The sequence below is a fragment of the Mesorhizobium hawassense genome, assembly GCF_003289945.1.
GTDB classification, from domain to species: Bacteria; Pseudomonadota; Alphaproteobacteria; order Rhizobiales; family Rhizobiaceae; genus Mesorhizobium; species Mesorhizobium hawassense.
This window is the reverse complement of sequence record NZ_QMBP01000012.1, coordinates 86,632-112,049: the sequence shown is the minus strand read 5'-3', so window position 1 is coordinate 112,049 and position 25,418 is coordinate 86,632. Positions and strand designations below refer to the sequence as shown.

Annotated in this window: 31 protein-coding genes; 20 read left to right on the top strand and 11 right to left on the bottom strand. The window is 63.5% G+C overall.

The window, feature by feature from the left end:
• Positions 1–4: 4 nt before the first annotated feature.
• Positions 5–235, bottom strand: coding sequence for a hypothetical protein (locus DPM33_RS35910; protein WP_146770310.1), 231 nt, complete (start codon positions 233–235; stop codon positions 5–7).
• Between DPM33_RS35910 and DPM33_RS23230 the strand changes: the two genes are divergently transcribed.
• On the top strand, positions 225–2,366 hold the full coding sequence (locus DPM33_RS23230; RefSeq protein ID WP_112099737.1) for a sodium-translocating pyrophosphatase: 2,142 nt from the start codon (positions 225–227) through the stop codon (positions 2,364–2,366). The genes DPM33_RS35910 and DPM33_RS23230 overlap by 11 nt on opposite strands.
• A 75-nt stretch (positions 2,367–2,441) precedes the next feature.
• On the opposite strand, the gene DPM33_RS23225 is transcribed toward DPM33_RS23230, so the two are convergent.
• From DPM33_RS23225 to DPM33_RS23215, 3 genes are all read right to left on the bottom strand, one after another.
• Complete coding sequence (locus DPM33_RS23225) at positions 2,442–3,386, bottom strand: glycosyltransferase family 2 protein (protein WP_112099736.1); 945 nt, start codon at positions 3,384–3,386, stop codon at positions 2,442–2,444.
• 37 nt (positions 3,387–3,423) lie between these two features.
• Positions 3,424–3,969, bottom strand: a complete 546-nt coding sequence (locus tag DPM33_RS23220; RefSeq protein WP_245442335.1) for a dTDP-4-dehydrorhamnose 3,5-epimerase family protein — start codon at positions 3,967–3,969, stop codon at positions 3,424–3,426.
• Between the two features lie 157 nt (positions 3,970–4,126).
• Positions 4,127–4,645, bottom strand: a complete 519-nt coding sequence (locus tag DPM33_RS23215) for an outer membrane protein assembly factor BamE (RefSeq protein WP_112099734.1) — start codon at positions 4,643–4,645, stop codon at positions 4,127–4,129.
• A gap of 117 nt (positions 4,646–4,762) precedes the next feature.
• On the opposite strand from DPM33_RS23215, the gene DPM33_RS23210 reads away from it, so the two are divergent.
• The 7 genes from DPM33_RS23210 (at position 4,763) to DPM33_RS23180 (ending at position 9,549) form a co-directional block, all read left to right on the top strand.
• The gene (locus DPM33_RS23210) at positions 4,763–5,305 is read left to right on the top strand and encodes a ubiquinol-cytochrome C chaperone family protein (RefSeq protein ID WP_112099733.1); all 543 of its coding nucleotides are present in this window, start codon (positions 4,763–4,765) and stop codon (positions 5,303–5,305) included.
• An 11-nt stretch (positions 5,306–5,316) separates the two neighbouring features.
• Entirely contained in the window at positions 5,317–5,865 is a 549-nt protein-coding gene (locus DPM33_RS23205; protein ID WP_112099732.1) for a YceD family protein, read from the top strand.
• Between the two features lie 130 nt (positions 5,866–5,995).
• Positions 5,996–7,066 carry a phosphate acyltransferase PlsX gene (gene plsX / locus DPM33_RS23200; protein WP_112099731.1) on the top strand — a complete coding sequence of 357 codons (1,071 nt, stop codon included), beginning with the start codon at positions 5,996–5,998 and terminating at the stop codon, positions 7,064–7,066.
• 9 nt (positions 7,067–7,075) lie between these two features.
• Positions 7,076–8,047, top strand: coding sequence for a beta-ketoacyl-ACP synthase III (locus DPM33_RS23195; protein WP_112099730.1), 972 nt, complete (start codon positions 7,076–7,078; stop codon positions 8,045–8,047).
• Between the two features lie 106 nt (positions 8,048–8,153).
• A complete protein-coding gene (locus DPM33_RS23190) occupies positions 8,154–8,477 on the top strand; it encodes an integration host factor subunit alpha (RefSeq protein WP_023815657.1) in 324 nt (107 codons plus the stop codon).
• A 131-nt stretch (positions 8,478–8,608) separates the two neighbouring features.
• Complete coding sequence (locus tag DPM33_RS23185; RefSeq protein ID WP_112099729.1) at positions 8,609–9,148, top strand: MerR family transcriptional regulator; 540 nt, start codon at positions 8,609–8,611, stop codon at positions 9,146–9,148.
• A gap of 98 nt (positions 9,149–9,246) precedes the next feature.
• Positions 9,247–9,549, top strand: a complete 303-nt coding sequence (locus DPM33_RS23180; protein ID WP_112099728.1) for an ElaB/YgaM/YqjD family protein — start codon at positions 9,247–9,249, stop codon at positions 9,547–9,549.
• Between the two features lie 78 nt (positions 9,550–9,627).
• Here the strand turns inward: DPM33_RS23180 and DPM33_RS23175 are convergent, their stop codons facing one another.
• From DPM33_RS23175 to DPM33_RS23160, 4 genes are all read right to left on the bottom strand, one after another.
• Positions 9,628–9,888 (bottom strand): hypothetical protein, encoded by a 261-nt coding sequence (locus DPM33_RS23175; RefSeq protein ID WP_112099727.1) that lies wholly within the window; start codon positions 9,886–9,888, stop codon positions 9,628–9,630.
• 234 nt (positions 9,889–10,122) lie between these two features.
• Complete coding sequence (locus tag DPM33_RS23170) at positions 10,123–10,383, bottom strand: hypothetical protein (RefSeq protein ID WP_146770309.1); 261 nt, start codon at positions 10,381–10,383, stop codon at positions 10,123–10,125.
• A 154-nt stretch (positions 10,384–10,537) separates the two neighbouring features.
• Positions 10,538–10,744 carry a hypothetical protein gene (locus DPM33_RS23165; protein ID WP_112099725.1) on the bottom strand — a complete coding sequence of 69 codons (207 nt, stop codon included), beginning with the start codon at positions 10,742–10,744 and terminating at the stop codon, positions 10,538–10,540.
• 208 nt (positions 10,745–10,952) lie between these two features.
• On the bottom strand, positions 10,953–11,555 hold the full coding sequence (locus tag DPM33_RS23160) for a hypothetical protein (RefSeq protein WP_112099724.1): 603 nt from the start codon (positions 11,553–11,555) through the stop codon (positions 10,953–10,955).
• Between the two features lie 296 nt (positions 11,556–11,851).
• Between DPM33_RS23160 and DPM33_RS23155 the strand changes: the two genes are divergently transcribed.
• The 6 genes from DPM33_RS23155 to DPM33_RS23130 all read left to right on the top strand — a co-directional run bounded on the left by DPM33_RS23155 (position 11,852) and on the right by DPM33_RS23130 (position 17,729).
• Positions 11,852–12,118 (top strand): helix-turn-helix domain-containing protein, encoded by a 267-nt coding sequence (locus tag DPM33_RS23155; RefSeq protein WP_112099723.1) that lies wholly within the window; start codon positions 11,852–11,854, stop codon positions 12,116–12,118.
• A 155-nt stretch (positions 12,119–12,273) separates the two neighbouring features.
• A complete protein-coding gene (locus tag DPM33_RS23150; protein WP_112099846.1) occupies positions 12,274–12,732 on the top strand; it encodes a YbaK/EbsC family protein in 459 nt (152 codons plus the stop codon).
• Positions 12,733–12,991: 259 nt separating this feature from the next.
• A complete protein-coding gene (locus tag DPM33_RS23145) occupies positions 12,992–14,320 on the top strand; it encodes an NAD(P)H-dependent oxidoreductase (RefSeq protein ID WP_112099722.1) in 1,329 nt (442 codons plus the stop codon).
• A gap of 2 nt (positions 14,321–14,322) precedes the next feature.
• Positions 14,323–15,351: a thiamine pyrophosphate-dependent dehydrogenase E1 component subunit alpha gene (locus tag DPM33_RS23140; RefSeq protein ID WP_112099721.1), complete on the top strand. Its 1,029-nt coding sequence runs from the start codon at positions 14,323–14,325 to the stop codon at positions 15,349–15,351.
• Positions 15,351–16,349 (top strand): alpha-ketoacid dehydrogenase subunit beta, encoded by a 999-nt coding sequence (locus tag DPM33_RS23135; protein ID WP_112099720.1) that lies wholly within the window; start codon positions 15,351–15,353, stop codon positions 16,347–16,349. Before DPM33_RS23140 ends, DPM33_RS23135 begins: the two co-directional genes overlap by 1 nt.
• A 3-nt stretch (positions 16,350–16,352) precedes the next feature.
• On the top strand, positions 16,353–17,729 hold the full coding sequence (locus tag DPM33_RS23130) for a pyruvate dehydrogenase complex dihydrolipoamide acetyltransferase (protein WP_112099719.1): 1,377 nt from the start codon (positions 16,353–16,355) through the stop codon (positions 17,727–17,729).
• On the opposite strand, the gene DPM33_RS36365 is transcribed toward DPM33_RS23130, so the two are convergent.
• Entirely contained in the window at positions 17,726–17,878 is a 153-nt protein-coding gene (locus tag DPM33_RS36365) for a hypothetical protein (protein ID WP_167449186.1), read from the bottom strand. The two genes, DPM33_RS23130 and DPM33_RS36365, sit on opposite strands and share 4 nt — an antisense overlap.
• Here DPM33_RS36365 and DPM33_RS23125 point away from each other — a divergent pair.
• The gene (locus DPM33_RS23125; protein ID WP_112099718.1) at positions 17,868–19,034 is read left to right on the top strand and encodes a DUF930 domain-containing protein; all 1,167 of its coding nucleotides are present in this window, start codon (positions 17,868–17,870) and stop codon (positions 19,032–19,034) included. The two genes, DPM33_RS36365 and DPM33_RS23125, sit on opposite strands and share 11 nt — an antisense overlap.
• A 63-nt stretch (positions 19,035–19,097) precedes the next feature.
• On the opposite strand, the gene DPM33_RS23120 is transcribed toward DPM33_RS23125, so the two are convergent.
• Both DPM33_RS23120 and DPM33_RS23115 read right to left on the bottom strand, forming a co-directional pair.
• Positions 19,098–19,772 (bottom strand): HAD family hydrolase, encoded by a 675-nt coding sequence (locus DPM33_RS23120; protein WP_112099717.1) that lies wholly within the window; start codon positions 19,770–19,772, stop codon positions 19,098–19,100.
• Between the two features lie 90 nt (positions 19,773–19,862).
• Complete coding sequence (locus DPM33_RS23115; protein WP_112099716.1) at positions 19,863–20,504, bottom strand: hypothetical protein; 642 nt, start codon at positions 20,502–20,504, stop codon at positions 19,863–19,865.
• Positions 20,505–20,693: 189 nt separating this feature from the next.
• Between DPM33_RS23115 and DPM33_RS23110 the strand changes: the two genes are divergently transcribed.
• Genes DPM33_RS23110 through ptsP form a run of 5 tightly spaced genes read left to right on the top strand, consistent with a single transcriptional unit; the run spans position 20,694 to position 25,400 of the window.
• The gene (locus DPM33_RS23110; RefSeq protein WP_112099715.1) at positions 20,694–21,131 is read left to right on the top strand and encodes a transcriptional regulator GutM; all 438 of its coding nucleotides are present in this window, start codon (positions 20,694–20,696) and stop codon (positions 21,129–21,131) included.
• A gap of 52 nt (positions 21,132–21,183) precedes the next feature.
• Positions 21,184–21,951: a PTS glucitol/sorbitol transporter subunit IIC gene (srlA, locus tag DPM33_RS23105; RefSeq protein ID WP_112099714.1), complete on the top strand. Its 768-nt coding sequence runs from the start codon at positions 21,184–21,186 to the stop codon at positions 21,949–21,951.
• 15 nt (positions 21,952–21,966) lie between these two features.
• Positions 21,967–22,974, top strand: coding sequence for a PTS glucitol/sorbitol transporter subunit IIB (srlE, locus tag DPM33_RS23100; RefSeq protein WP_112099713.1), 1,008 nt, complete (start codon positions 21,967–21,969; stop codon positions 22,972–22,974).
• Positions 22,975–23,002: 28 nt separating this feature from the next.
• Positions 23,003–23,383: a PTS glucitol/sorbitol transporter subunit IIA gene (locus tag DPM33_RS23095; RefSeq protein ID WP_112099712.1), complete on the top strand. Its 381-nt coding sequence runs from the start codon at positions 23,003–23,005 to the stop codon at positions 23,381–23,383.
• A gap of 40 nt (positions 23,384–23,423) precedes the next feature.
• Positions 23,424–25,400 carry a phosphoenolpyruvate--protein phosphotransferase gene (gene ptsP / locus DPM33_RS23090; RefSeq protein ID WP_112099711.1) on the top strand — a complete coding sequence of 659 codons (1,977 nt, stop codon included), beginning with the start codon at positions 23,424–23,426 and terminating at the stop codon, positions 25,398–25,400.
• Positions 25,401–25,418: the final 18 nt, after the last annotated feature.

Below are 25,418 nucleotides of genomic sequence, written 5' to 3'. Positions count from 1 at the left end.
TGCGTCATTTCAATCGATCTAAATCCTGGCCCGCGCTGGCACAACAATTCCTGCCTTCTTCTTTTGGGCGAAAGCCGGGCAAAAACCGAACAATATCTTGACGTTCCAAGCCCTGTTTCGCATACACCCCAGCCAAGGGGTGGATTCCGTGCTTCGGCATCCGCTCCCGTTCCAACGGCCCAGGGAGGGGTTCTTTTGGGCCAACAATCGAGGAAAATCCGGCAATGACCATCATTACCGCCGTCATCGCCTGCGGCTTGCTGTCAATTCTCTACGCCATCTGGGCGACACGTTCGGTCCTTGCGTCCGATCAGGGCAATCAGCGCATGCAGGAAATCTCCGCGGCCATCCGCGAAGGCGCCCAGGCCTATCTGGCGCGCCAATACTCCACCATCGCCGTCGTCGGCATCGTCGTGCTCCTGCTTGCCTGGTGGCTGCTTTCCATCACCTCGGCGATCGGCTTCCTGATCGGCGCCGTGCTTTCGGGCGCGGCCGGCTTCATCGGCATGCATGTCTCGGTGCGCGCCAACGTCCGCACCGCGCAGGCCGCTTCCAACAGCCTCGCCGCCGGCCTCGACATCGCTTTCAAGTCGGGCGCCATCACCGGCCTGCTGGTCGCGGGCCTGGCCTTGCTCGGTGTCTCGATTTACTACGCCATCCTGACCGGCCCGATGGGCTTGCAGCCGAATGACCGCGTCGTCATCGACTCGCTGGTCTCGCTCGGCTTCGGCGCATCGCTGATCTCGATCTTCGCCCGTCTCGGCGGCGGCATCTTCACCAAGGGCGCCGATGTCGGCGGCGACCTCGTCGGCAAGGTCGAGGCGGGCATTCCGGAAGATGATCCGCGCAACCCGGCCACGATCGCCGACAATGTCGGCGACAATGTCGGCGACTGCGCCGGCATGGCCGCGGACCTGTTCGAGACCTACGCTGTGACCGTCGTCGCCACCATGGTTCTGGCCTCCATCTTCTTTGGCGGCTCGGCAGCGCTGGGTGCGTCGATGCTCTATCCGCTCGCCATCTGCGGCGCCTGCATCCTGACCTCGATCGTCGGCACCTTCTTCGTCAAGCTGGGTTCCAACGGCTCGATCATGGGCGCTCTCTACAAGGGCCTGATCGTCACCGGCCTGCTGTCGATCGTCGGTCTCGCCGCCGCCACCTCGGCCACGGTCGGCTGGGGCGAGGTCGGCACCGTCGCCGGCATCGCCATCACCGGCAAGAACCTGTTCATCTGCGGCCTGATCGGTCTGCTGGTGACCGGCCTCATCGTGGTGATCACCGAATACTATACCGGCACCAACAAGCGCCCGGTGAACTCGATCGCCCAGGCCTCGGTGACCGGCCACGGCACCAACGTCATCCAGGGCCTCGCGGTCTCGCTGGAATCGACGGCGCTGCCGGCCATCGTCATCGTCGGCGGCATCATCGCCACCTATCAACTCGGCGGCCTCTTCGGCACGGCGATCGCGGTAACCACCATGCTTGGCCTTGCCGGCATGATCGTGGCGCTCGACGCCTTCGGCCCTGTCACCGACAACGCCGGCGGCATCGCCGAAATGGCCGGCCTGCCCAAGGAAGTGCGCCACTCGACCGACGCGCTCGACGCCGTCGGCAACACCACCAAGGCGGTGACCAAGGGTTATGCCATCGGTTCCGCCGGCCTTGGCGCACTGGTGCTGTTCGCGGCCTATTCGAACGACCTGAAGTTCTTCGCCGCCAATGGCGACAAGTATCACTACTTCCAGGGCATGGGCGACGTCTCCTTCGACCTCTCCAATCCCTATGTCGTCGCCGGCCTGATCTTCGGCGGCCTGATCCCCTATCTGTTCGGCGGCATCGCGATGACCGCCGTCGGTCGCGCCGCCGGCTCGATCGTCGAGGAAGTGCGCAAGCAGTTCCGCGAGGACAAGGGCATCATGGCCGGCACCTCCAAGCCGAACTACGCGCGCGCCGTCGACATCCTGACCAGGGCGGCGATCCGGGAAATGATCATTCCGTCGCTGCTGCCGGTGCTGGCGCCGCTCGTCGTCTATTTCGGCGTGCTGCTGATCTCGGGCTCGAAGGCCTCGGCCTTTGCCGCGCTCGGCGCCTCGCTGCTCGGCGTCATCGTCAACGGCCTCTTCGTCGCCATCTCGATGACCTCCGGTGGTGGCGCTTGGGACAATGCCAAGAAGTCGTTTGAGGACGGCTTCACCGACAAGGACGGCGTCAAGCACCTGAAGGGCTCCGAGGCGCACAAGGCCTCGGTCACGGGTGACACCGTCGGCGATCCCTACAAGGACACCGCCGGCCCGGCCGTCAACCCGGCGATCAAGATCACCAACATCGTCGCGCTGCTGCTCCTCGCCGTGCTCGCGCACGGCTGAGCAAGGCGCTCATCCTGGGACAAGCCCGCGGGAGCGATCCCGCGGGCTTTGTCTTTGGCGAAACGCTCAGCTTTCTTACGGCTTTCCGTTGCCGGCGCGATAGCGGGCCAGCAGTGCCTCCACACCTGGTTCGCGCTCGGGCATCGCCGGCAGGTCGCGTTTCTTGCGCAGCAGGGCAATGAACGCGCCCCGGCGATATCGACGCCGGAATTCCCGGGCTCTCGGATGGATGCCAAGCGCAGCCAGCAGCCTGCGTTTGAGATAGCGGGAGCGTTTGGGAAGCGAGGGGTCGTCGGCGTTGCTGAGAATCTTCAAACGCAATGCGTCTGGCGCGATCATCGCGTCCATCAAGTCTTCCTGCTCCGACGCCGCATCTCGCGCATAGCTGCCTTCGCGCTTGCCCGAATGCAGCATAAGCACGGTCAGGTGCGGCATCGTTGCAATCACCGCGCCCTTGCGCCAGGCGCGAAACAGCCAGTCCTGGGAGCTCTCGCAGAAGCACTGGCTGGCCGGTCGCCATGGCCCAAGCATTGGCAGCGACGAGCGCCGCACCATTTGCGCCGAGCCGAATCCTATCGTGATCACGGGATCGTAGAAGCCATCCCGCCCCATGCCCAAGATCGTATGTCTGGAACCGTTGCTCGCGGCCGACTCGATGACGGCAGCTCGCGCGATGACCACGTCGGCGCCGGTTGCGTCGATCCAGCCGCTCATGGACGCCAGATGGTCGGGAAACCAGAGATCGTCGTGATTCAAAATGGCAACGAAGCGGCCGCGGGCTCTGGCGAATCCGATATTGTTCGGGCCGGACTGTTCGCCGAAATTCACCGGAAGATCGATATAGGAGATTCGGGCGTCATCCTGGGCCGCTACCGTCGCCGCGGTGTCCGGCCGGCATCCGTCTCCGACGACGATGGCTTCCCAATCCTGCAGGGTTTGACCGGTCAGGCTCTTCAGCGTTTGACGCAGGACCGCCGGGCGGTTGTGCGTCGCTATCACGACCGAGACCAGCGGTTCCATCCGTTCGACTGACGCTTCCTCGCCGGCCTGTCCCACGCTACGCCAGCCTGTAGGGGATCTGTTCCGTATCGGGTGGCAGCCGCCAATGGTCCGGCGCATCATAGGCGTAGGCCTTGTCGACGAGGTTAAGCAGCAAAGCCGGCTCCGGTCCGAGCGCGACGACACCGTGCCAGACGCCAGGTGGGATAGTAACGATTGCCGGTCGCATGGCGCCGACAATCTTGTGCCAGACGGTGCCGAAACTGGGCGAGGCCTTGCGCCCGTCGAAAAGCGAAATCCGCACGCTGCCGGCGCAGCAAAACAACCGGTCGAGCGTCGCCGCATGTGCGTGCCAGCCGGTCATCGCGCCCGGATACATCGTGCGTTGAAACACTTGCGCGACCGGCAATTGATCGAGATCCCATTCCTGGCGAAAGATCTCCGTCAGATAGCCGTTGGACGTCGCTACGGGTCTGATTTCCTTGACCCGCACGCCCTCGATTGCTGAAACATCGATGGTAAGCCAGTCAGGCGTCACGGTCTGGCCGTCAGGCGTGCCCGTTGCCATCCAACCTTGCGGTCTTGCGCGCTCATCGCCGCTCATATCAAGCCCCCAAACCCGGTCGGCTTGATAAGGGGTTTGCCTTGTAGCTGGCAAGCCGGGTCATTTCCACGGCTAAACAAAAACCCGTGAGAGCGATTCTCACGGGTTCTATTTTTCCTGGACGCAAAGAACAGCGGCAGATCAACCGCAAGCAAACTCAAGGCGTACCGCCACCTGGGATACCAGGAGCAATCTTCGACGCGCCCTTGATGACCTGGCTGAGGAAGTTCTGGTCCTTGCCGCCGGTCGGCGTGGTCCTCGAGATGAAGTCGAAGATCTTGCCGTCCTTGAGGCCGTAATTGGCGATCTGGGTGACGCGGCCGTCTGCGCCGAAATAGACCGCAAGCACATGCTGGTCGATGATGTGCGGATTGTCGAAGGCGACGTAGCGCTTGCGCGTCTGGGAGATGTAGTAGAATGCCTCGTTGTCGAAGGTCGCCGTCGTCGACGGGGTACCCAGCGCCAGGAGCACCTGCTCGCGGCTCGACCCGACCGGAACCGAATCGATCGCCTGCTGGTCGATTACATAGCCTTTCGTTATCGTCTCGCTCGGATGGAGATCGCCGAACATCTTGGACGAATTGCAGGCGGAAAGCGCCGAAACAACCACCAGCAGCGAGGCCACGCCCACCATCGGGGCAGGCGCAAAGAACGACTTGAATTTCAGCGCACCCAACAACAATTCTCCATCACATCCCCGCAACTTGCGCTGGGCCGCAAAACCGGTAAACCAGCTTGCATGCCGATGCAACAAGGCCAAATCAAACAACAGGTCCCCGGGAGACCGCCCTCAATGTTCCAGCGCCTTTTTGGCCGCGAACGCAATGCCAACCGCGCTATCACCGACGCGCTCTACGCACAAATCGTGGCGGCGGCGCGGCAAACGGTGTTTTATTCCGACTGGAATGTGCCGGACACGCCGCTCGGCCGCTTCGAGATGCTGTCGCTGCACATGTATCTCGTCCAGCACCGGCTGCGTGGCGAGCAAGGTGTGGCTGCCGAGGTGGCGCAGGTGCTGATCGACGAGTTCTTTCTCGACGTCGAACACTCATTGCGCGAGCTCGGCATCAGCGATGTCGGCGTGCCCAAACGCATGAAGAAGCTGGCGAAGATGTTTTACGGCCGCACGTCCGCCTATGACGACGCCCTCGAGCAGGACGACCGGGTGGCGCTCGCGGCGGCACTCGCCCGCAATGTCATGCCGGACACCAGTAACTGGCCGCAAGCATCGCTGCTGGCGAACTATGTTGGCGGGGCCTCGCAAAAGCTTGCCGCGCAGTCGACCGAATCGATCGCCGCCGGCACGGTCGAGTTCCCGCCCGCCGGGGCGGCGTGAAGGAGGCAGGGATGAAAGACGCCGAATTGCGCAGTCCGGTATCCTTTGTCGCCAATGTCGCGCGCCTGCCGCAGAAGGGTCTGCCGGTCGTGGTCGAGGCCGACGAGCGCCAGCGCGAAGCGCTTGCCGCCGAGTATGAGCTGCTTTCAGTCGAAAGCTACCGCGCCGAGCTGCTGGTGGCCTCGTGGAAGCGCAACGGTGTCAAGGTGACTGGCCGCGTCGAGGCCGACATCACCCAGGCCTGCATCGTCACCCTGGAGCCGGTCGACGCGCATATCGACGAGCCGGTCGAAGCACTGTTCTTGCCCGAGCAGTCGAAGCTTGGGCGCGAGGGTTTCGAGGGCGGCGGCGAGATCATCCTCGACGCCGACGGACCGGACAGCCCGGAGACATTTTCCGGCGACACCATCGATGTCGGCGCTCTGGCCGAACAGTTTTTCGGTCTGGCGATCGACCCTTATCCGCGCAAGCAGGGAGCCTCGCTCGACGTCACCGGCGACGAACAGCCCGAGGAAAGCGAATTTCAGAAAAAGCTGCGTTCGCTGCTTGGAAAATCCTGAGAGAGGTCGGGATTTTGGAAAAGTTGGTTGTGCACAGGCGCAAAACCGCTATTTTCGCCGAACCTTCGCGAGCCCCCTTACCTCGGCAGGCGTCCGCCGCAAGCCAGGCAAACCGTGAGAAAAGCACTACGTGATCAGGATTTCCATCGATGCCATGGGCGGCGATCACGGACCGAGCGTGGTCATCCCGGCGCTGATGACCGCCGCCATCCGCCGCCCTGACATTCGCTTCGTCATCTATGGCCGCGAGGACGTGGTGCGCCCCGAACTCGCCAAGTTTCCGAAACTCACTGAAGTGAGCGAGTTCGTTCATTGCGAGATCGCCGTGCGCATGGACGACAAGCCGAGCCAGGCACTGCGCCATGGCCGCTGGAAGTCGTCGATGTGGAAGGCCGTCGAGGCAGTCAAGAACGGCGGCGCGCAGGCCTGCGTCTCGGCCGGCAACACCGGCGCGCTGATGGCGATGTCGAAATTCTGCCTGCGTACCATGGCCACCATCGAACGTCCGGCGATCGCGGCATTGTGGCCGACGACGCGCGGCGAGAGCGTGGTGCTCGATGTCGGCGCCACCATCGGCGCGGATGCGCATCAGCTCATCGATTTCGCCATTCTGGGCACAGGCATGGCGCGCTCGGTGTTCGGCATCGAGCGGCCGAGCGTCGGCCTGCTCAATGTCGGCGTCGAGGAGATCAAGGGCCAGGAAGAGGTCAAGGAGGCCGGCCGCATGCTGCGCGAGGCCAACATGGCTTCGATGAATTATCGCGGCTTCGTCGAAGGCGACGATATCGGCAAGGGCACGGTCGACGTGGTGGTCACCGAGGGCTTTGCCGGCAACATCGCGCTCAAGACCGCAGAAGGCACGGCGAGGCAGATCGCCGGCTACCTGCGCGCCGCCATGAGCCGCACGCTGATGGCCAAGATCGGCTACGTCTTCGCCAAGGGCGCTTTCGACAGACTGCGCGAGAAGATGGATGTCGGTCGCTCCAATGGCGGCGTCTTCCTGGGATTGAACGGCATCGTGGTGAAGAGCCATGGCGGCGCCGATTCGGATGGCTTTGCGGCGGCCATCGAGCTCGGCTACGACATGGTGCGCAACAATTTGCTTGACCGGATCGAGGCCGACCTCGATCTGTTCCATGCGCGCAACCCGACTGCCCAGGCAAACAGGAAATCCGGTGTCTCCGCCGACGCCGAGGAATAGGAAAGAGCTTTGATCAGATCAGTCGTGCGCGGCAACGGTGCCGCGCTGCCCCGCCGCATCATGAAGAATGCCGATTTCGAAGGCATGGTCGAGACGTCCGACGAGTGGATCGTCCAGCGCACCGGCATTCGCCAGCGCCACGTCGCGGCAGACGACGAGACGACGGCCTCGCTGGGCGAGGCGGCGGCGCGCGCCGCGCTCGACAGCGCCGGCATGACGCCGGCCGACGTCGATCTCATCATCCTGGCGACGTCGACGCCCAACAACACCTTCCCGGCGACCGCGGTCGAGATCCAGAACCGGCTCGGCATGCATCACGGCTTTGCCTTCGACATGCAGGCCGTGTGTTCGGGCTTCGTCTATGCCGTCGCCACCGCCGATCTTTACATTCGTGGCGGGTTGGTCAGGCGCGTCCTGGTGATCGGCTCGGAAACATTCTCGCGCATCCTCGACTGGAACGACCGCTCGACTTGCGTGCTGTTCGGCGACGGCGCCGGCGCGCTGGTTCTCGAAGCGGAGGAAGGAGTAGGCGCCATTGCCGATCGCGGCGTGCTGGCGGCCAGCCTGCGATCCGACGGCGTGCACAAGGACAAGCTCTTCGTCGACGGCGGCCCTTCGACCACGGGAACCGTCGGCCATCTCAGGATGGAAGGCCGCGAGGTGTTCAAGCATGCCGTCGGCATGATCACCGACGTCATCGAGGCGACCTTCGGCGATGCGGGCATAACGGCTGAGGACCTCGACTGGTTCGTGCCGCATCAGGCCAATAAACGGATTATTGACGCTTCCGCCAAGAAGCTCGGGATTGCCGAGCAGAAAGTGGTGGTCACCGTCGATTTACACGGTAACACCTCGGCTGCCTCGGTGCCGCTGGCTCTCTCGGTGGCCGTCGCCGACGGTCGCATCAAGAAGGGCGACCTGGTGCTTCTCGAGGCGATGGGTGGGGGTTTCACCTGGGGCGCGGTGTTGCTTCGCTGGTAAGTGCCGAACGCGCCGGTTCGGTTCTTGACCTTGACGGATCAATTACTTAGGCTCTGCCTTTACCTGTATCGATTTACGTTTTTTTGCTCGCGGATGGGACGGTCGCATGGGGGGAAAGACACTTACGCGTGCCGACCTTGCTGAAGCCGTTTATCGGAAGGTTGGGTTGTCGCGAACTGAATCGGCGGAGCTCGTCGAGGCTGTCCTGGACGAGATCTGCGAAGCCATCGTTCGCGGCGAGACGGTCAAGCTGTCGTCCTTCGCCACCTTCCATGTCCGCTCCAAGAACGAGCGCATCGGCCGCAATCCCAAGACCGGTGAGGAAGTGCCGATCCTGCCGCGCCGGGTGATGACGTTCAAATCGTCGAACGTGCTCAAGAGCCGGATCCTGCGTTCGCACCAGAACAGCAAGGGCAAGGGCGGCAAGTAGTTTGCTGGCGAATGCGGTTGAAAACCGCAGGTTGTTTTGACGCCGGGCTTGAATATCGTTTTATAAACCGCTGAAATAAGGGCCGATTCGGCATCATACGCCGGGTCGTGGTCCAGTGTGGAGGATTGGCCATGGACAAGAGTCCCGATGCTTTCCGCACCATCAGCGAAGTCGCGGAAGATCTTGATCTGCCGCAGCACGTGCTGCGTTTCTGGGAGACGCGCTTCACTCAGATCAAGCCGATGAAGCGTGGCGGCGGCCGCCGCTACTACCGGCCGCAGGACGTCGAGCTGATCAAGGGCATCCGGCATATGCTCTACGATCAGGGCTATACGATCAAAGGCGTGCAGAAGCTGCTGCGCGAGAACGGCAACCATTTCCTGGTCGCCATCGGCAATGGCGACATGGCCGCGGTGGAGGCGATCGCCCAGCGCCGCCAGGCCGAACAGGTGCCGCTGACGACGGCCGCGCAACCGCGCGGCGACGAGGACGCGCTCGTCGGCCAGCCGAAGGTGAAGCCCAGCCGCCGTTTCTTCGGCCTCGGCAAGAGCGACGACGAAGGTCCGGTTCAACCTGACGCTTCGAAATTGTCGCGCGACAACCGTGCCTTGCTGCAGGAGGCGTTGTTCGACCTCCTGGAATGCAAGCGCCTGCTCGACCAGGTTCGTTGAACGGCCGCCATCTATTTGGCCCGCCGCTGCTCCGTCAGCTCGCCGGAACTGGCGCTCCATCCATGCGTTAGGCCTTCTCCAAGAGAAGGACATAAAGCATGGCATCGTTTTCGACCCTCTCCGACCTTGATCTCGACAGGCAGGTCGCTGCGCTCTCGCGGCAACTGAACGATCTCAAGAAGGTCTTGGCCAGGCGCGGCGACGCCTACTACGAAGACGGCCGCGAGGTGGCGTCCGACTATTATTCGCAGCTCGCCGATCGCCTGCATGAGACGCTGCCGGCGATCAGGCGCAGGGGCAGGGCGCTCGAGCGAACGGCGCGCGATCATCCGGCAACGGCTGCTGCTGTCGGGCTGGTCGTGGTCGGACTGCTTGCCGGCCTGCTCATCAGCCGGCGCTGATCTTTTCAACGAGCCATGAAACAGAAATGGCGGCCGTCCTCGACGGCCGCCATTTCCGTGCCATGCGGCTGGGCGCGATCAGTTCGCGAGCTTAAGCCGGGTCTTCGGATCGACCTTCATGACCTGGTTGCACTTGCCGTAGACGGTGCCGTTCTTGTCGGTGGCGTCGGTATAGGTGCCTTTGCAATCGAGTTCCAGCACCAGGCACGAGCCATGGCCCTTACAGACGGCGCCGCCGTCGCCGGTCGGATGCGTGCCGGCGAAAGCCGGGGCCGAGACCGAGCCGAAAGCCGAGACGACGAGAGCTGCGGCGAGGGTGATGCGCTTGAAAGTGGTCATTCGAGCATTTCCTTCCATTGGTTGTTGGGATCGCCTTCTGGCGTCCCGTTGGATTGAGGAGCGCCTTGGTGGCGCCCATGTCCCGTTAGTGTCCTTGCCAAGGGGAAGGTTCATATGCCGCGCGATTTTTTTCATTTGGGACACTGCGGCCCGTTGCACTGGAAAATCCCAGGTGTGGATTTCGTTAGTGCTGCGTACCGCATCTGGCGCGCAACGCCTCGGCATAGAGACGGCTCACGCCGCGATGCCGTCGCCTGAGATAGGCCGAGTCTTCGAGCCGCCAAAGCCGTTCGGCGATTGAGGGCAAGCCTTTGCCGCCAGCTTGTCGGTCAGCGTCACGAACAGCGGATTGTGGTCGCCAATCTTCCGCCACAGCATCGACTCGTCATGGCGCGTCGGGGCGGCCGGGTTCGGCGCATAGCCCAACCTTCTGGCAAAGCGAACAACGAGAAAAGGATGGCGAAGGGAGAGGAGGGTTCGGGCGGCGGTCAGCACCAGGCGGTGTCTGGCCGGAAGGTCGGCGCTGATCCGTATAAAACACATTCCTGAGTGTAGTGGGGCATCACCGGATGCTCAGGCAGGAAAATTCCGATGGGAAGGCCGGACCGCGCAACAAGCGAAGGCCTGCCCATCGGTAAAAAGCGAAAGGTCAGTACTTCTTCGGAGCCATCTTGTTGTGGTGGTGATGATGGTGATGGTGATGGTGATGATGATGCCAACGATGGTGCCAGTGGTGATGATGATGATGATGATGCATCTTCATCGAAGCCGCATCAGCGCTGGTGGTGCCCAGGATCGGCATGGTGAACGCCAGGGCCAGAGCCAGCCCGAGCGCTGAGAGAAGGGACTTCTTCATGACTCGTTTCCTTGTTACGCGGGCGTTCCGGGATCCCCGGATCAAATCCGTGACCCAAGCCTCGCAACAAGGACTATCCGCCTGGTTTTTTTCGACAATTTTTCCCAAATGTAGATTTTTGTTTCTGGATTGTTTCCGAGGATTCCGGTTGCATCGCCTGCCCGCCCAGACAGGCGAAGATCGCGGTTTGGGATGCGGCCGCCTGGCATCACATGGGCGGCGCGATGCCGTGATTCCCAACGACTATCCGGTTCCCGGTTAGCTTCCCGTCGCTGCCGCGCTCGGCGTTGACGAACACCGCGACGCCCGGCGCGAGATCCGCCGGCGTGGCGGCGGCGAACGTCACGATCGGCGTCGTCTGCGGGATCGCGATCTGCTTTTTCTGGCCGTTGTCATAGGTGAGCGTGACTGTGCGGCCCTGGATTTCGGTGACGTCGGCCACGGTGCCGTTGGTCATGCGGCTGTTGGGCTGTAGATCCCAGTCGCGGTCGCCTTCTCCGGTGCCCTTCAGCGCCGCCGGGAAGATCACGACTTCCAGGGCGCCGCTTCCGCCATCGGCCTTGGAAGCCGAGGCGATGCCGAGAAAATCGCCCTGTTTGATATCGGCCGCCGATGCCTTGGCGACACCCGAAATCTTCCAGCCGGCGGCAAGCGTGATCGCATCGGTTTTGCCGTTGCGGTCCTTCACTGTAAGCGTCGATCCGGCAACGCTGACGACAGTGCCTCGAACACGAGCGGCATCCGCCGCCCCCGCTCCCGTCGCACCGACGACGCTTGAGATTGTGCCAATTACGAACGATTTCAATTTCATGGCTTTAGATCCTTCCTCGAAATGTCCGGCGCGCCGTCTGTCGGCTGGCGGTGACGGCTTGCCAACGAATCGCGGCGTCGAAAATGCCGACGAATCCGGTCGCGGAGCTTCAGAAGAACTTGATTGAGCGCCGCGCGACCTTACATGTACGAGGCCTGCGATACCGGCCGAAAATGCCGCTTCACGATGGCGTGACGGCCGAAGCTCTTGGCAAATCATTTGTTAACGAGCATTCTCCCGCCCGTCTCAGGCAACGCCACATTTCATCAGACCCTGTTTCATCCAAAGGAGTTGCCATGCCCAACACCGCACGGAACGCCGTTTCCAACGACATCATTGCCGCGTCCGGCCTTAATCCACTGAAAGCCGCTCGCGAAACGAGGGGATATACGATCGAGGAACTCTCTTTGACCTGCGGCCTGGCCGTGGGCGAGATCGTCGACATCGAGGACGGCAAGGACGCCGATCCCGCCAAGCTCCGGCGCATTGCCTCGGCATTGCAGATGCCGGAAGAGGAATTGATCAGAGTGCCGGCCGCCGAGAATCGGCCCACGCAGCAATAGAGGCACGAAAGCATCCATTCGAGAGCCCGCCGCGGTTTTGCCCCGGCGGGCTTTTTAGCGCCTGCAAAGGAGAGGCGCTGGCTCTTGCCATTGGCGGTTGCCCCATGCGATTCGCCGGATCGCCGCTGTTCGACAAATCTGACGAGGAGTTCGCCATGAGCTTGGAATCGGTTCGCGCCTTTTTTGCCGAGCACGCGCCGGACGTGGGGGTCATCGTCACCGAAGCGAGCTCGGCCACTGTCGCGCTGGCGGCCGAGGCCCATGGCGTGACGCCGGCGCAGATCGCCAAGACGATCTGCCTGCGCGTCGGCGACGAGACCATGCTGGTCGTGACCAGCGGCATCGCCAGGCTCGACAACCGGAAATTCAAGGACAGGATGGGCGGCAAGCCGCGCATGCTTAGTGCAGAGGAGGTGCTGGCGGCGACCAGCCATCCGCCAGGCGGCGTCTGCCCGTTCGGCCTGCCGGCACCGCTGCCCATCTATTGCGATCTCTCGCTCGAGCCTTTCGACGAGGTCGTCCCCGCGGCTGGCGCCACCAATGCCGCGGTGCGCATCACGCCGCGGCGTATGGCCGATCTGGTCGGCGCGGTATGGGTCGACGTCTGCCAGTAACGATGGTCGCCTAGATATCCCGCACGGCTCGCGAAGGCCGCCGCGCGGCGTTGCCGGCATTCGGCTGCGAGCGCACGCTCCGATTTGGTTTCAGTGCTGGCATGACCGCTGTCCCGCACCCCTCTACTCATCGCGCGTGGGCCAATTCGAAAAGCGTCGGCCAACAGCCAAAGAATTGGACATTAGTCTTGACAGAAATACATATGTTCACTACCCGTCAAGCAATCGAACAGCATGCGATGTGGGAGGAATAAGCGGCATGGCTTCCAATATTTCGTTGACGGGCCTTGCCCGTGACCTCGAGGAACGCGCCAAGTCCGGCAAGCCCATCCGCATCGGCCTGATCGGCTCCGGCGAGATGGGAACCGACATCGTTACCCGCGTCGCGCATATGTCCGGCATCGAGATCGGCGCGATTTCCGAATTGAATCTGCCGGCGGCCAGCAAGGCGGTCGACATCGCGTTCCAGGAAGCCGGACACGCGCGGGAAGTGTCGAACGTGTCGGCAATGACCGCTGCCATGGAGGCCGGCAAGATCGCCGTCACCAACGATTCCAGTCTTGTCATCGGCAATGACCTGATCGACGTCGTCATCGACGCGACCGGCGTTCCGGCGGTCGGCGCCGAGATCGGCCTGCGCGCCATGGAGCATGGCAAGCACCTTGTGATGATGAATGTCGAGGCCGACGTCACCATCGGCGCCTACCTCAAGGCCGAAGCCGACCGTCTCGGCGTCACCTATTCGCTAGGCGCCGGCGACGAGCCGTCTTCCTGCATGGAACTGATCGAGTTCGTCTCCGCCATGGGCCACCCGATCGTCGCCGCCGGCAAGGGCAAGAACAACCCGCTCAACATCGACGCCACGCCGCCCGACTATGAGGAGGAGGCGAAGCGCCGGCACATGAATGTGCGCATGCTGGTCGAATTCGTCGACGGCTCGAAGACCATGGTCGAGATGGCGGCGATCGCCAACGCGACCGGGCTGGTTCCGGACAAGCCGGGCATGCATGGCCCCGCCGCGACGCTCGGTGAATTGTCGAAGGTGCTGGTGCCTGAGAAGGACGGCGGCGTGCTGTCGAAGGTCGGCGTCGTCGACTATTCGATCGGCAAAGGTGTGGCGCCCGGCGTCTTCGTCGTCGCCGACATGTCGCATCCGCGCATTTCGGAACGCATGGAAGACTTGAAGATGGGCAAGGGCCCTTACTTCACCTTCCATCGCCCCTATCACCTGACCTCGCTTGAAGTGCCGCTCACCTGCGCGCGCGTCGTGCTTTACGGCAAGGCCGACATGGTGCCTTTGGCCAAGCCCGTGGCCGAGGTCTGCGCCGTCGCCAAGAAGGACATGAAGCCCGGCGACAAGCTCGATGCCATCGGCGAGTATTGCTACCGCGCCTGGATCATGACGGCGCCGGAAGCGCATGCGGCAAGGGCCATTCCCTGCGGCCTGCTGCAGGGCGGCTCGGTCACCCAGCCGATCAAGAAGGGCGAGCTCATCACCTATGCCAATGCGGCGCCCGCGCCGGGCTCGAAGATCGCCGAGCTGCGCGCCCGCCAGGACAAGCTCGTCTACGGAACCGTGGAGGCGTGATCATGACCGGAGCCCGCAAAGCCGTCATCGATAGCCGCGCCAACCTGCCTTTCGTCTACCGCCAGTACAGCCCGGAGCAGCTCAGACAAGTGCTGCACAAGATGTACCTGATCCGCCGCTTCGAAGAGGGTGCGGAAGAGTGCTACACGCGCGGCCTCATCCACGGCACGATGCATCTGTCGATCGGCCAGGAAGCGAGCGCCATGGGCATCTGCATGCCGCTCGCCGAGGATGACCAGATCACCTCGACGCATCGCGGCCATGGCCATTGCATCGCCAAAGGCGCGGAAGTCAGCCGCATGTTCGCCGAGTTCTTCGGCAAGACCACCGGCTACTGCAAGGGTCGCGGCGGCTCAATGCACATCGCCGATGTCGCCAAGGGCAATCTCGGCGCCAACGGCATCGTCGCCGGCGGCATTCCGATCGCGGTGGGTGCCGCGCTTTCGTCCAAGATGATGAAGACCGGCAAGGTCGTGGTCTCCTTCTTCGGCGACGGAGCCAACAATGAGGGAGCCTTCCACGAGGCGCTCAACATGGCGGCGGTCTGGAAACTGCCGGTGATCTTCGTCTGCGAGAACAACGGTTACGGCATGTCGACCTCGACGGCGCGTTCGACCGCGGTGAAGAACATCGCCGAGCGCGCTGCCGCCTATTCGATGCCTGGCGTCATCGTCAACGGCAACATCTTCTCCGAGGTTGCCGAGGCGTCCTTCAAGGCCGTCGAGCGGGCGCGCGCGGGCGAGGGGCCGACGCTGATCGAATCCAAGACCTACCGCCATCGCGGTCATTCCAAGAGCGATCGCAACCGCTACCGCACCAAGGAAGAGATCGAGGACTGGATGGCGAACCGCGATCCGATCACGCTGTTCGAGAACGAGCTGCGCGACTTCGGCTTCATCGACGACAAGGGCATCGAGGCGATCCGGGACGCGGTCGCTCGCGAGATTGCAGACGGCATCGAGTTCGCCAAGGCGAGCCCGGCGCCAGAGATCGCCACCCTCGAGAACTATGTCTACACGGAGCATGCGTGATGGATGCCGCCGTGCGTGAACTGAGCTACGCCCAGGCGATCCAGGAAGCCATGGCGATCGCCATGGACATGGACGAGCGCGTCTTCCTGATGGGCGAGGATATCGGCGTCTATGGCGGTGCCTTTCAGGTCACCGGCGATCTGGTCGAGCGCTACGGCGCCGACCGGGTCATCGACACGCCGATCTCGGAACTGGGTGGCGCGGGCGTCGCGGTGGGCGCGGCCGTCACCGGCATGCGGCCGATCTTCGAGTTCCAGTTCTCGGATTTCGCCACGCTCGGCATGGAGCAGATCGTCAACCAGGCGGCCAAGATGCGCTTCATGCTGGGCGGCGAGGTTTCGGTGCCGCTGGTGATGCGCTTTCCGGCCGGTTCCGGCACGGGTGCCGCCGCGCAGCACAGCCAGAGTCTCGAGGCCTGGCTCGGCCATGTGCCCGGCCTGAAGGTCATCCAGCCGGCGACGCCGCATGATGCAAAAGGCATGCTGCTTGCCGCGGTCGCCGACCCGGACCCGGTCATGATCTTCGAGCACAAGCTACTCTACAAGATGAAGGGCCATGTGCCGGAAGGCCATTACACCGTGCCGATCGGCAAGGCCGAGATCCGCCGCGAGGGCCGCGACCTCACCATCGTCGCGACCTCGATCATGGTGCAGAAGGCGCTCGACGCGGCGGCCGCGCTGGAAGGCGAGGGCATCGACATCGAAGTGGTCGATCTGCGAACGATCCGGCCGATCGACCGGCAGACCGTCATCGACAGCGTGAAAAAGACCTCGCGCCTGCTCTGCGTCTACGAAGCGGTGAAGACGCTCGGCATCGGCGCCGAGGTGAGCGCCATGGTCGCCGAGAGCGAGGCGTTCGATTATCTCGATGCGCCGATCGTGCGCCTCGGCGGCGCCGAGACGCCGATCCCTTACAATCCGGACCTGGAGAAGGCGACGGTGCCGCAGGTTCCCGGCATCATCGCCGCCGCCCGCGACCTCGTGAAAGGGGTCCGCTGAGCGATGCCGACCGAAGTCATTCTTCCCAAGGTCGACATGGACATGGCGACCGGCCAGATCTCGCGCTGGTTCGCCGGGGAGGGCGCCCGCGTCAAGAAGGGCGACGTGCTCTTCGAGATCGAGACCGACAAGGCGGCGATGGAGATCGATGCGCCGGCCAGCGGCACGCTGCGCAACGTCACCGGCAGGGAGCGCGTCGACATTCCCGTCGGTGAGCCCGTTGCGTGGATCTATGCCGACGACGAGGTTTATGCGGCTGAGACGGCGCAGAACAAAGCTCCAATCTCCCCCCAAGTGGGGGAGATGTCGGCGAAGCCGACAGAGGGGGGCGCTGTCCCTCCGACGTTTCAGTCTGTCACGCCTGCCCTGCCGGGCATCTCCCCCCCAAGGGGAGAGATCAGCCGATCTCCGGGACCTGCCCGAGCTACGCCTTTGGCTCGACGTTTGGCCCGTGAGGCAAATCTAGACCTCTCGGCGATAGTGGGCAGCGGCCCTCGCGGTCGCGTTGTACGCGCTGACGTCGAGGCTGCGGTCACCGCAAAAGGCTCCCCTACACTTGAGCAGCCGACTGCCGATATGGCATCGCCAGTGCCAGCTGAAGCCCCGCCAGCTCCAGCGGCCCCCAAGCCGATGTCGGACGACCAGGTGCTAAAACTGTTTGCCGAAGGCTCCTACGAACTCGTGCCGCATGACAACATGCGCAAGACCATCGCGCGCCGCCTGGTCGAGGCGAAGTCCACCATCCCGCATTTCTATTTGACGCTGGATTGCGAGCTCGATGCGCTGCTGGCCTTGCGCACGCAGTTGAATGCCGCCGCGCCGGTGAAGAAGACCGACAAGGGCGAAGTGCCGGCCTACAAGCTCTCGGTCAACGACATGGTGATCAAGGCTTTTGCCGTGGCGCTGATGGCGGTGCCGGATGCCAACGCTTCGTGGACCGACAGCGCGATGGTCAAGCACAAGCACGCCGATGTCGGCGTCGCCGTGTCGATCCCCGGCGGTCTGATCACGCCGATCATCCGCCATGCCGATGAAAAGACGCTGTCGACCATCTCCAACGAGATGAAGGATCTGGCGAGCCGCGCCCGCAGCCGCAAGCTGAAGCCGGAAGAGTACCAGGGCGGCACGACGGCGGTGTCCAATCTCGGCATGTTCGGCATCAAGGACTTTGCCGCCGTCATCAACCCGCCGCATGCGACGATCCTTGCGATCGGCGCCGGCGAGCAGCGGGCGGTGGTGAAGAACGGCGAGATCAAAATCGCCAACGTGATGTCGGTGACGCTCTCGACCGATCACCGCGCCGTCGATGGCGCGCTTGGCGCGGAACTGCTCGGCGCCTTCAAGCGCATGATAGAAAACCCGATGGGCATGCTGGTCTAAAGCAATTCCGAGCCGGCCTGAATCGGCCTCAATCGCACAGGCACCGGCTTCCAGATCACCGACTTGTCAGGCAAGTGGACCGCGCTGACCTGATCCCCATGCTTGAAGCCGCCGCTATTTCGTTCCACATCGGGCAGCATGAACGGCAAGATGCGGGAATGGTTTCGGAATTGGCGATGGGCTCTGGCCGCATCGCTGTTCCTGCATGTCCTGATCGCGGCGTTCCTGTTCTTTGGCCTTCCGAGACCCCAGCAGCAGCCGGATCAGCAGGATCAACCAGTCAACGTCGCGATCGTGCCACCACCCGAGCAGCCGAAGCCAAAGCCCGCTCCAAAGCCGCCGGCGCCGAAACCTGAACAGAAGGTCGAAAAGCCACCTGAACAGCCCGTGCAAAAGCCGCCGCCCCCGCAGCCACCGAAACCGCAGGACGTCCCGGTTCTGAAGCGCGTTTTCCAGTATGGCGAGAAGGATACCGGCCCGGAGAAAGCCCTTAACGGAGGCAGCGCTCCAGCCAACGCCCCGTCGCCAGCCCTGGATGAACCTGCGAAGCCGCCGGTCGCACAGAAGCCTACGCCGAACCCACCTGCGAATCCCGAGCAACAGGCGGATACCGGCAAGGCCGATGAGAAGCCTGTAACCCCGGCGCCAGACGAAAAACCCGCGCAAAGCGAGGAGAAGCAGGCGACCGTGGACGCTGGTGAACAGCAGCCGGACAACCAGGAGGCCGCGCCGCAAACCGTTGCAAAGCAAGCGGCCGAAGCGCCAGAGCCGTTGGCGGCCGACCCCGGTGAGAAGCCAACGCCTCCATCGTCATCCGAAGAGGCAAAGCCTAAACCTTCGAAGGCGATGAAGTTCAAATCCGCAAGAGCTTTGAGAGCGCCAAGCGGCAATCCAGGAAGGTCGAACCCCGCCGACAGCGCGGCTGCGGGATCGCCGATCTATTCCGGCCTTCCGGGCGTCAGAAAGCTTTACTCGCCGGGTGCAACCGGCAACGCGTTGGCCACGAGCTCAATGGAAAACGTGCCGCGTGATCAGCGGATTGCCAATCTTTGCGCAAACGTTTTGAACCAGGAATTGCAAAGTGCCGATTACTCGCCGAAATGGCTGCCGACCATTCCCCTGAAGCAGGGCAATGTTCTCAATCCTCCGCAGGCCGCCTTCAGCACGACAACCCAATGGTTTGACCTGAGCTTCCGCTGCGAGGTCGACAGAGATGCGACAAGGGTCCTGTCCTTCAACTTCCGTGTCGGAGGACTGGTCCCACCCGGCGACTGGACCCGGCGTCGCTTCCCCAGTCTCCGCTAGAGCATGATCCCGAAAAGTGGGAACCGGTTTTCGGAGAAGATCATGCTCCAGCAAAGAGTTGAATTAGGCCGGCACGCCGAGCCCAGCCAATTGCCGGCCGACCTCATGCCAGTCGGCGCAGATGAAATCGGCGCCGGCGGCCTTCAGCCGCGCGCCGTGCTCGGGATAGGTATGGCCGCCGCCGGTATAGCCGATCGCGATCATGCCGGCGGCGACCGCACCCTGGACGCCAAAAGGCGAATCCTCGACCACGATGCAATCGGCCGGCTGCGCGCCCATCTTCTCGGCGGCGTGGAGGAAAATGTCTGGCGCCGGCTTGCCGTTCCTCACCATCGAGGAGGAGAAGATCGCCTCGCCGAAGAAGCGCGACAGTCCCGTCACCGACAGGGAGTGGTTGATGCGTTCGACCGAGGATGACGAGGCGACGCAGCGGTCGCCGGCAAGCCCGCTCAGGAAAGGCGCGATCCCCGGCGTCGGCTTCAGTTCCTCGGAGAAGAGCAGCTTGGTTTCGGCCCAGATGTCGCCGGCGGCGGCGGGCGGAAACTGATGGCCGGTCAATTCCTTGATTTTGACGATGATGTCCGACTGCTTCATGCCGATGCATTGCGCGATAATGCCGCCATGCACGCCAGGCATGCCGTGCCTCTCATAGACGCGCTCATAAGCCTTCGCGGCCAGCGGCTCGCTGTCGACGAGAACGCCGTCGCAGTCGAAGATCATCAGTCTGGATCGCGCCACGCGCCTCTCCCGCCTTCGATATCAATGGTGCACATCGCTATCGATAAAAAGTCAGATGTTCAATAGTATCGCGGCTAGGTCCCCAACGCATCAAAGCTGGCGCAGCGCCTCGCTGACCGGGGACGATCCAAGCGCGCGCTGCATGGCCTGGCGCGACTGGGCGCGGTCGGGCGTGATCCAGTTGGGCTCGGCGCCGAGGAAGCGGTCGAGGAAGGCCACGGCATAGGCGGGCATCTCCGTCGCGTTCTCGCGATAGGACCACCAGATACGCAAATCGTCGGCGCATTTGTCGATGCTCGGCGCGGTGCCGAATTCCTGCTCGTGTACGGCCAAGATCGCCGACACGCAGTAGTTGGTATAGAGGAAACCTTCCGGCCAGAAGCGCACGATTTCGGCCGTGCCGGCATTGGCCTCCGTCTCGACCATTTCGGTCAGCCTCGAAATCTCGCGCGCCGGCGCCTGCCGGATCAGCTCGCGCAGCACCAGCCCGGCGGCGAAGACGATGAAGTCCGCCCGGTCCACGTCGGCGAATCGCTTCTGCGCCTCCATCACCTCGATCCAGTCGAGAAAGGCGCGCGTCAGCTTGGCCTCGTCGATCTCGAAGCGCACGCCGAACGTCTCCGACACCACCTTCGCGCTGCTGCGGAACGTGGCGCGGAACCAGCGCAACTGGCGCAGCCGGTGGCGAAGGTCCGGCATAAGCGCCAGTTCGTGCCTGAAGGGCAGGTCCATGTCTCATTTCCCGTTTGAAGACAGGCTAGCACAGGCGCCGCCGATGCCGAAATCGGCCAACCGCCTGTGGAGCGCTATGACGGCTAATATAATACATGTTGACATCTTAGGAAACAAATGTTCTCACTTTCGGGTCATCTCTCCTCCGTTCAATATGCGACGGAGATAGAGACTCGGGAGGAAACCGAAATGGCGATCTGGCAGTGGGCGCTGCTTCTGCTTTTTGTTGTCTGGGCGCTGCAATCGCTCGGCGTCTGGCTGCAGATGCGGCACTATTCGGACGTCTTCAAAGGCGTCACCAACCAGTACAAGGACGGCTTCGTCGGCGCCGGCAATTTCCGCGGCCGGCTGGCCAAGGGCACCATCGCGCTCGTCGTCGTGACGCCCGACCTCATCGTGCGCCGCATGATGGTCATGAGCGGCCGCTCGGTGCTGACCAAGTTCAAGCGACATGAAGAATTCGAGGGCATTCCCCTCGATCGACTCCGGTCCAACCCTGCGATCATGGGGGAGGGGGAACCCGGTGTGGCCGAGGCTGTGAAACGGGCGATCGAGCAGATCGACCGCGCGCGGTCGGAGCCGGGGAAGAAGCCGGGCCTGTCCGGCTTGAACGTAGCAAGGGCTTAAACGACGCCGGCAGCCGGCTGGGAATGACCGGCAGGGGTCATAAGGAGGAGAAATGTCTGTAATTTCGTTATTGGCGCAGCATGCCGACCTGGCGGTGCACAACCTGCATGTCGCAGGCACCATGGTCTCGGACGCTGCCTGGCACGGCAAGCTCGGCGTCGAGCACGCCACCGATCATCTTGTGGTCCTGGCGCAGGCGACGACCGACAGCGCGCCGGTCACCGCCGACCAGTTGAAGGAACAGCTGAAGAACGTGCAGCAGGAAGAGCAGCTCGGCTGGCTTACCGCGATCGGCAAATACTTCATCGGTATCTTCCAGAAGGGCGGCGAAGTGTTCGCCGGCTTCGTCACCGGCATCATCCCGACGCTGGTCGTGCTGATGACCGCCTTCTACGCCGTCACCGAACTGGTCGGCGAAGAGCGCGTCCACGGTCTGGCGCGCGGCGCCGGCCGCATCGCGCTGACCCGTTATACGGTGCTGCCGGTCCTGTCGGTGTTCTTCCTCACCAACCCGATGGCCTACACCTTCGGTTCGTTCCTGGAAGAAAAGCACAAGCCCGCCTTCTACGACGCGGCAGTGTCCTACGTGCATCCGCCGCTCGGCCTCTTCCCGCATATCAACCCCGGTGAATATTTCGTCTGGGGCGGCATGCTCGTCGCGCTGCTCGACCTCGAGAAGCGTGGCGTCATCGCCAGCGGCTATCACGTCAAGGTGGCCATCTGGTACGCCATCGTCGGCCTAGTCGTCATCCTCTTGAAGGGCATCCTGACCGAGCGCATCACGGCCATCATGGCGCGCCGCCAGGGCGTCGAGCTCTAAGGGCGGGAGGACACCATGGCCAACACTTACAAAGCCGTAAAGATCTCCCGGGGCAACACGGGCTGGGGCGGTCCGCTCGTCATCGAGCCGACCCCGCAGCGCGACAAGGTCGTCTCCGTCACCGGCGGCGGCATCCATCCGGTCGCCCAGCTCATCGCCGACATGACCGGCGCGACGGCCGTCGACGGCTTCAAGGCGCCGCCGATCGAAAGCGAGATGGCGGTCGTCGTCGTCGACTGCGGTGGCACCGCGCGCTGCGGCGTCTATCCGCGCAAGCGTATCCCGACCGTCAACCTGACGCCGGTCGGCCAGGCGGGTCCGCTCGCCCAGTTCATCACGGAAGACATCTACGTTTCGGGAGTGAAGCCGGCCAACGTCACAATGGCGGACGGATCCGAGGCGGTCACCACTGCGGGGGGAGCAGCATCGATGAGTTCGAGCAACAACAACACAGCAACCAGGGCGGCCGAGCCGCTGCCGAGCGAAGGCGGGCTTATCGGCCTGATCAGCTCGATCGGCCGCGTCATGGGCCGTGTGGTCGGCATCTTCTTCAATTCCGGCCGCCGCACCATCGACCAGGTCGTCCGCAACGTGCTGCCCTTCATGGCCTTCGTGACCATGCTGATCGGCCTCATCCTCTATACCGGCATCGGCGACGTGCTGGCGCAGCCGATGGGACCGCTGGCCAACAACATTGTCGGCCTGCTGATCATCTCGGCGATCTGCGGCCTGCCGTTCCTGTCGCCCATCCTGGGGCCGGGCGCGGTCATCGCGCAGGTCATCGGCGTCGCCATCATCGGCCCGCAGATCGCCAACGGCACCATCTCGCCGGCAATGGCGTTGCCGGCGCTGTTTGCCTACAACACTCAGGTGGGTTGCGACTTCGTTCCCGTCGGTCTGGCGCTCGGTGAAGCCAAGCCGAAGACGATCGAAATCGGCGTGCCGGCGGTGCTCATCAGCCGCCAGATCATGGGCCCGGTCTCCGTGCTGATCGCATGGGTCGTCTCCCTGATCGTGTTCTAAATCAGTAACGATAAACGAGGTTCGCCATATGTCGGTTCTTCTCAAGACACGGGTCACGGCAATTGGACCCGAAGTGGCGGACCTCGCCGAGGGCGGCGTGGTCATCCTGTTCGCGGATGGCTCGCCTCCCGAACTGGCCGAAGTCTCCGTGCTGCACCTGACGGAACAGGGACCTAGTGACGACGCGCCGCAAAAGGGCGCTTCGATCACGCTCGGACCGGTTTCGGCGACGATTACGGCGGTCGGTGACACCGCCTGGAGCAAGGTCCGCGAGATGGGCCATGTCGTGATCTCCTTCAACGGAGCGACCGAGGCCGAACGGCCCGGTGAGCTGTGCGCGTCCGAGATCGACACCGGGGCGCTCGTGACGGCGCTTACGCCGGGCGCCGTCATCACCATCGCCGCCTGATAGGATCGCGCCGTCCGGCGCTTAAAGCTAGAGTACAGTCATGGAACGCTCGACCATCGTCAGAGTGCATGAAGGTTTGCACGCCCGTCCCGCCACGCGGTTCGTCAAGCTCGCCAAGGGTTTCGAATCCGACGTCGAGCTGGTCAAGGACGGCAAGGCGGTCAGCGCCAAGAGCTCGGTCAAGCTGATGCTGCTGGCGGTCAAGGAGAACCAGGAAGTCACCGTGCGCGCCAATGGCGCCGACGCCATCGAGGCGGTCGAAGCGCTGATCGGTTATCTCGAGAACCCGCGTGCCGGTCTCGACAATGAGAGCGAGGCGGGCTCGGAAGCCGCGTCCATGGCGTCTGCTCCTGAGCTCGCGCCGTCTGCCGCCGCGCTGGCGGATGGAACACCGAAACTCCAGGGTGTCGCCGCCAGCGAGGGCGTGGCCTTCGGGCCGGCCTTTGCCCATTTCCCGGCCGAGATCGAAGGCCCGGGCAGGCGCCTGCAAGCCGGTGAGATCGACGGCGAGGTCGAACGGTTCCGCCGCGCGGTATCAACGGTCCAGGCGCGCATGGACCGCACGCTTGCCGAGGACAATCTCTCGGCCGGCGACCGTGGCATTGTCGCGGCCTTGCGCGACATTGCCTCTGACGACAGCCTGACCGGTGAGGTCGAAAAACTGATCAGGGAGGGCGATGACGCGGTGTCGGCCGTCATCGGCGCGGCTTCCGCCATCGCCGCGGATTTCAGCGCCGTCGACGACCACTATCTCAACGCCCGCGCCGATGACGTTCACGCCGTCGGCCGGCAGATCTGCCTGGTGCTGCTTGGCCAGGACGAGGTCAGCCTGGAGTCGATCCCGCAAGGTGCGATCCTGATTGCAGACGACATCGGTGCCTGGGACCTGGCGCGCGCGCCGCTGAAGCGCATCGGCGGCGTGGTTTGCGGCCATGGCGGCGCGACCTCTCACATCGCCATCATTGCGCGTTCGCACGGCATCCCGGCGGTGCTGGGCCTCGGCGACAAAATCAACGCGTTGCGCACCGCCAGGGATGTAGCGATCGACGGCAATGCCGGGCATGTGATCGTCGATCCGGACGAAACGGCTCGCGCCGATTTCGCCCGGCGCGTCGAGGCGGCAGCGCAGGAGCGTGCCGGCCTCAAAGTGTTCAAGAGCGTGACGCCGACCCGCGCCGACGGCACGGTGATCGAGGTCGCGGCCAATATTGGCTCGCTGGAGGAGATCGAGGCGGCGCAGGAAGCCGGCGCCATGGGCGTCGGGCTGTTCCGCACCGAACTGCTCTTCATGCGTCACATGCACCTGCCGTCGGAAGACATGCAGGCCGAGACCTACAGCGCCCTGGCCAAGGCGTTCGCGCCGCATCCGGTCATCGTGCGCACGCTCGACATCGGCGGCGACAAGCCGATCGCCGGCATCGAGTTCCCGGACGAGGAAAACCCCTTCCTCGGCTGGCGCGGCATCCGCATGTGCCTGGATCGGCCAGACATCTTCAAGCGCCAGCTGCGAGCGCTTCTCAGGGCCGCCGTGCACGGCAACATCAAGGTGATGCTGCCGATGGTTTCGGAGATTTCCGAGGTGACGCGCACCCGCGCGCTGGTCGAGGAATGCGCGGCCGAATTGAAGGCCGAAGGCGTGCCGCATGCCGGCTTCGATCTCGGCGTGATGATCGAGACGCCGGCCGCCGTGCTGATCGCGCCAGATTTGGCAAAAGAAGTGGCGTTCTTCTCGATCGGCACCAACGACCTGACCCAGTACATCATGGCCGCCGACCGTCTCAACCCGACGGTCGCCAAGCTCAACGACGTCACCAATCCGGCGGTGATGTCGGCGATCGAGCTGACGGCCAAGGCAGGTGTCGCCGCCGGCATCATGGTCGGCATGTGCGGCGAGGCCGCCGGCCGCCCGGATCTGATCCCGGCTTTCATCAAAATGGGGCTGACCGAACTCAGCATGAGCCCGGCCTCGATCCAGCGCGCCAAGAAGACCATCGCGGCCATGGCGGCCGAGCAATAGCGGAGCCCTGGCGGCGAC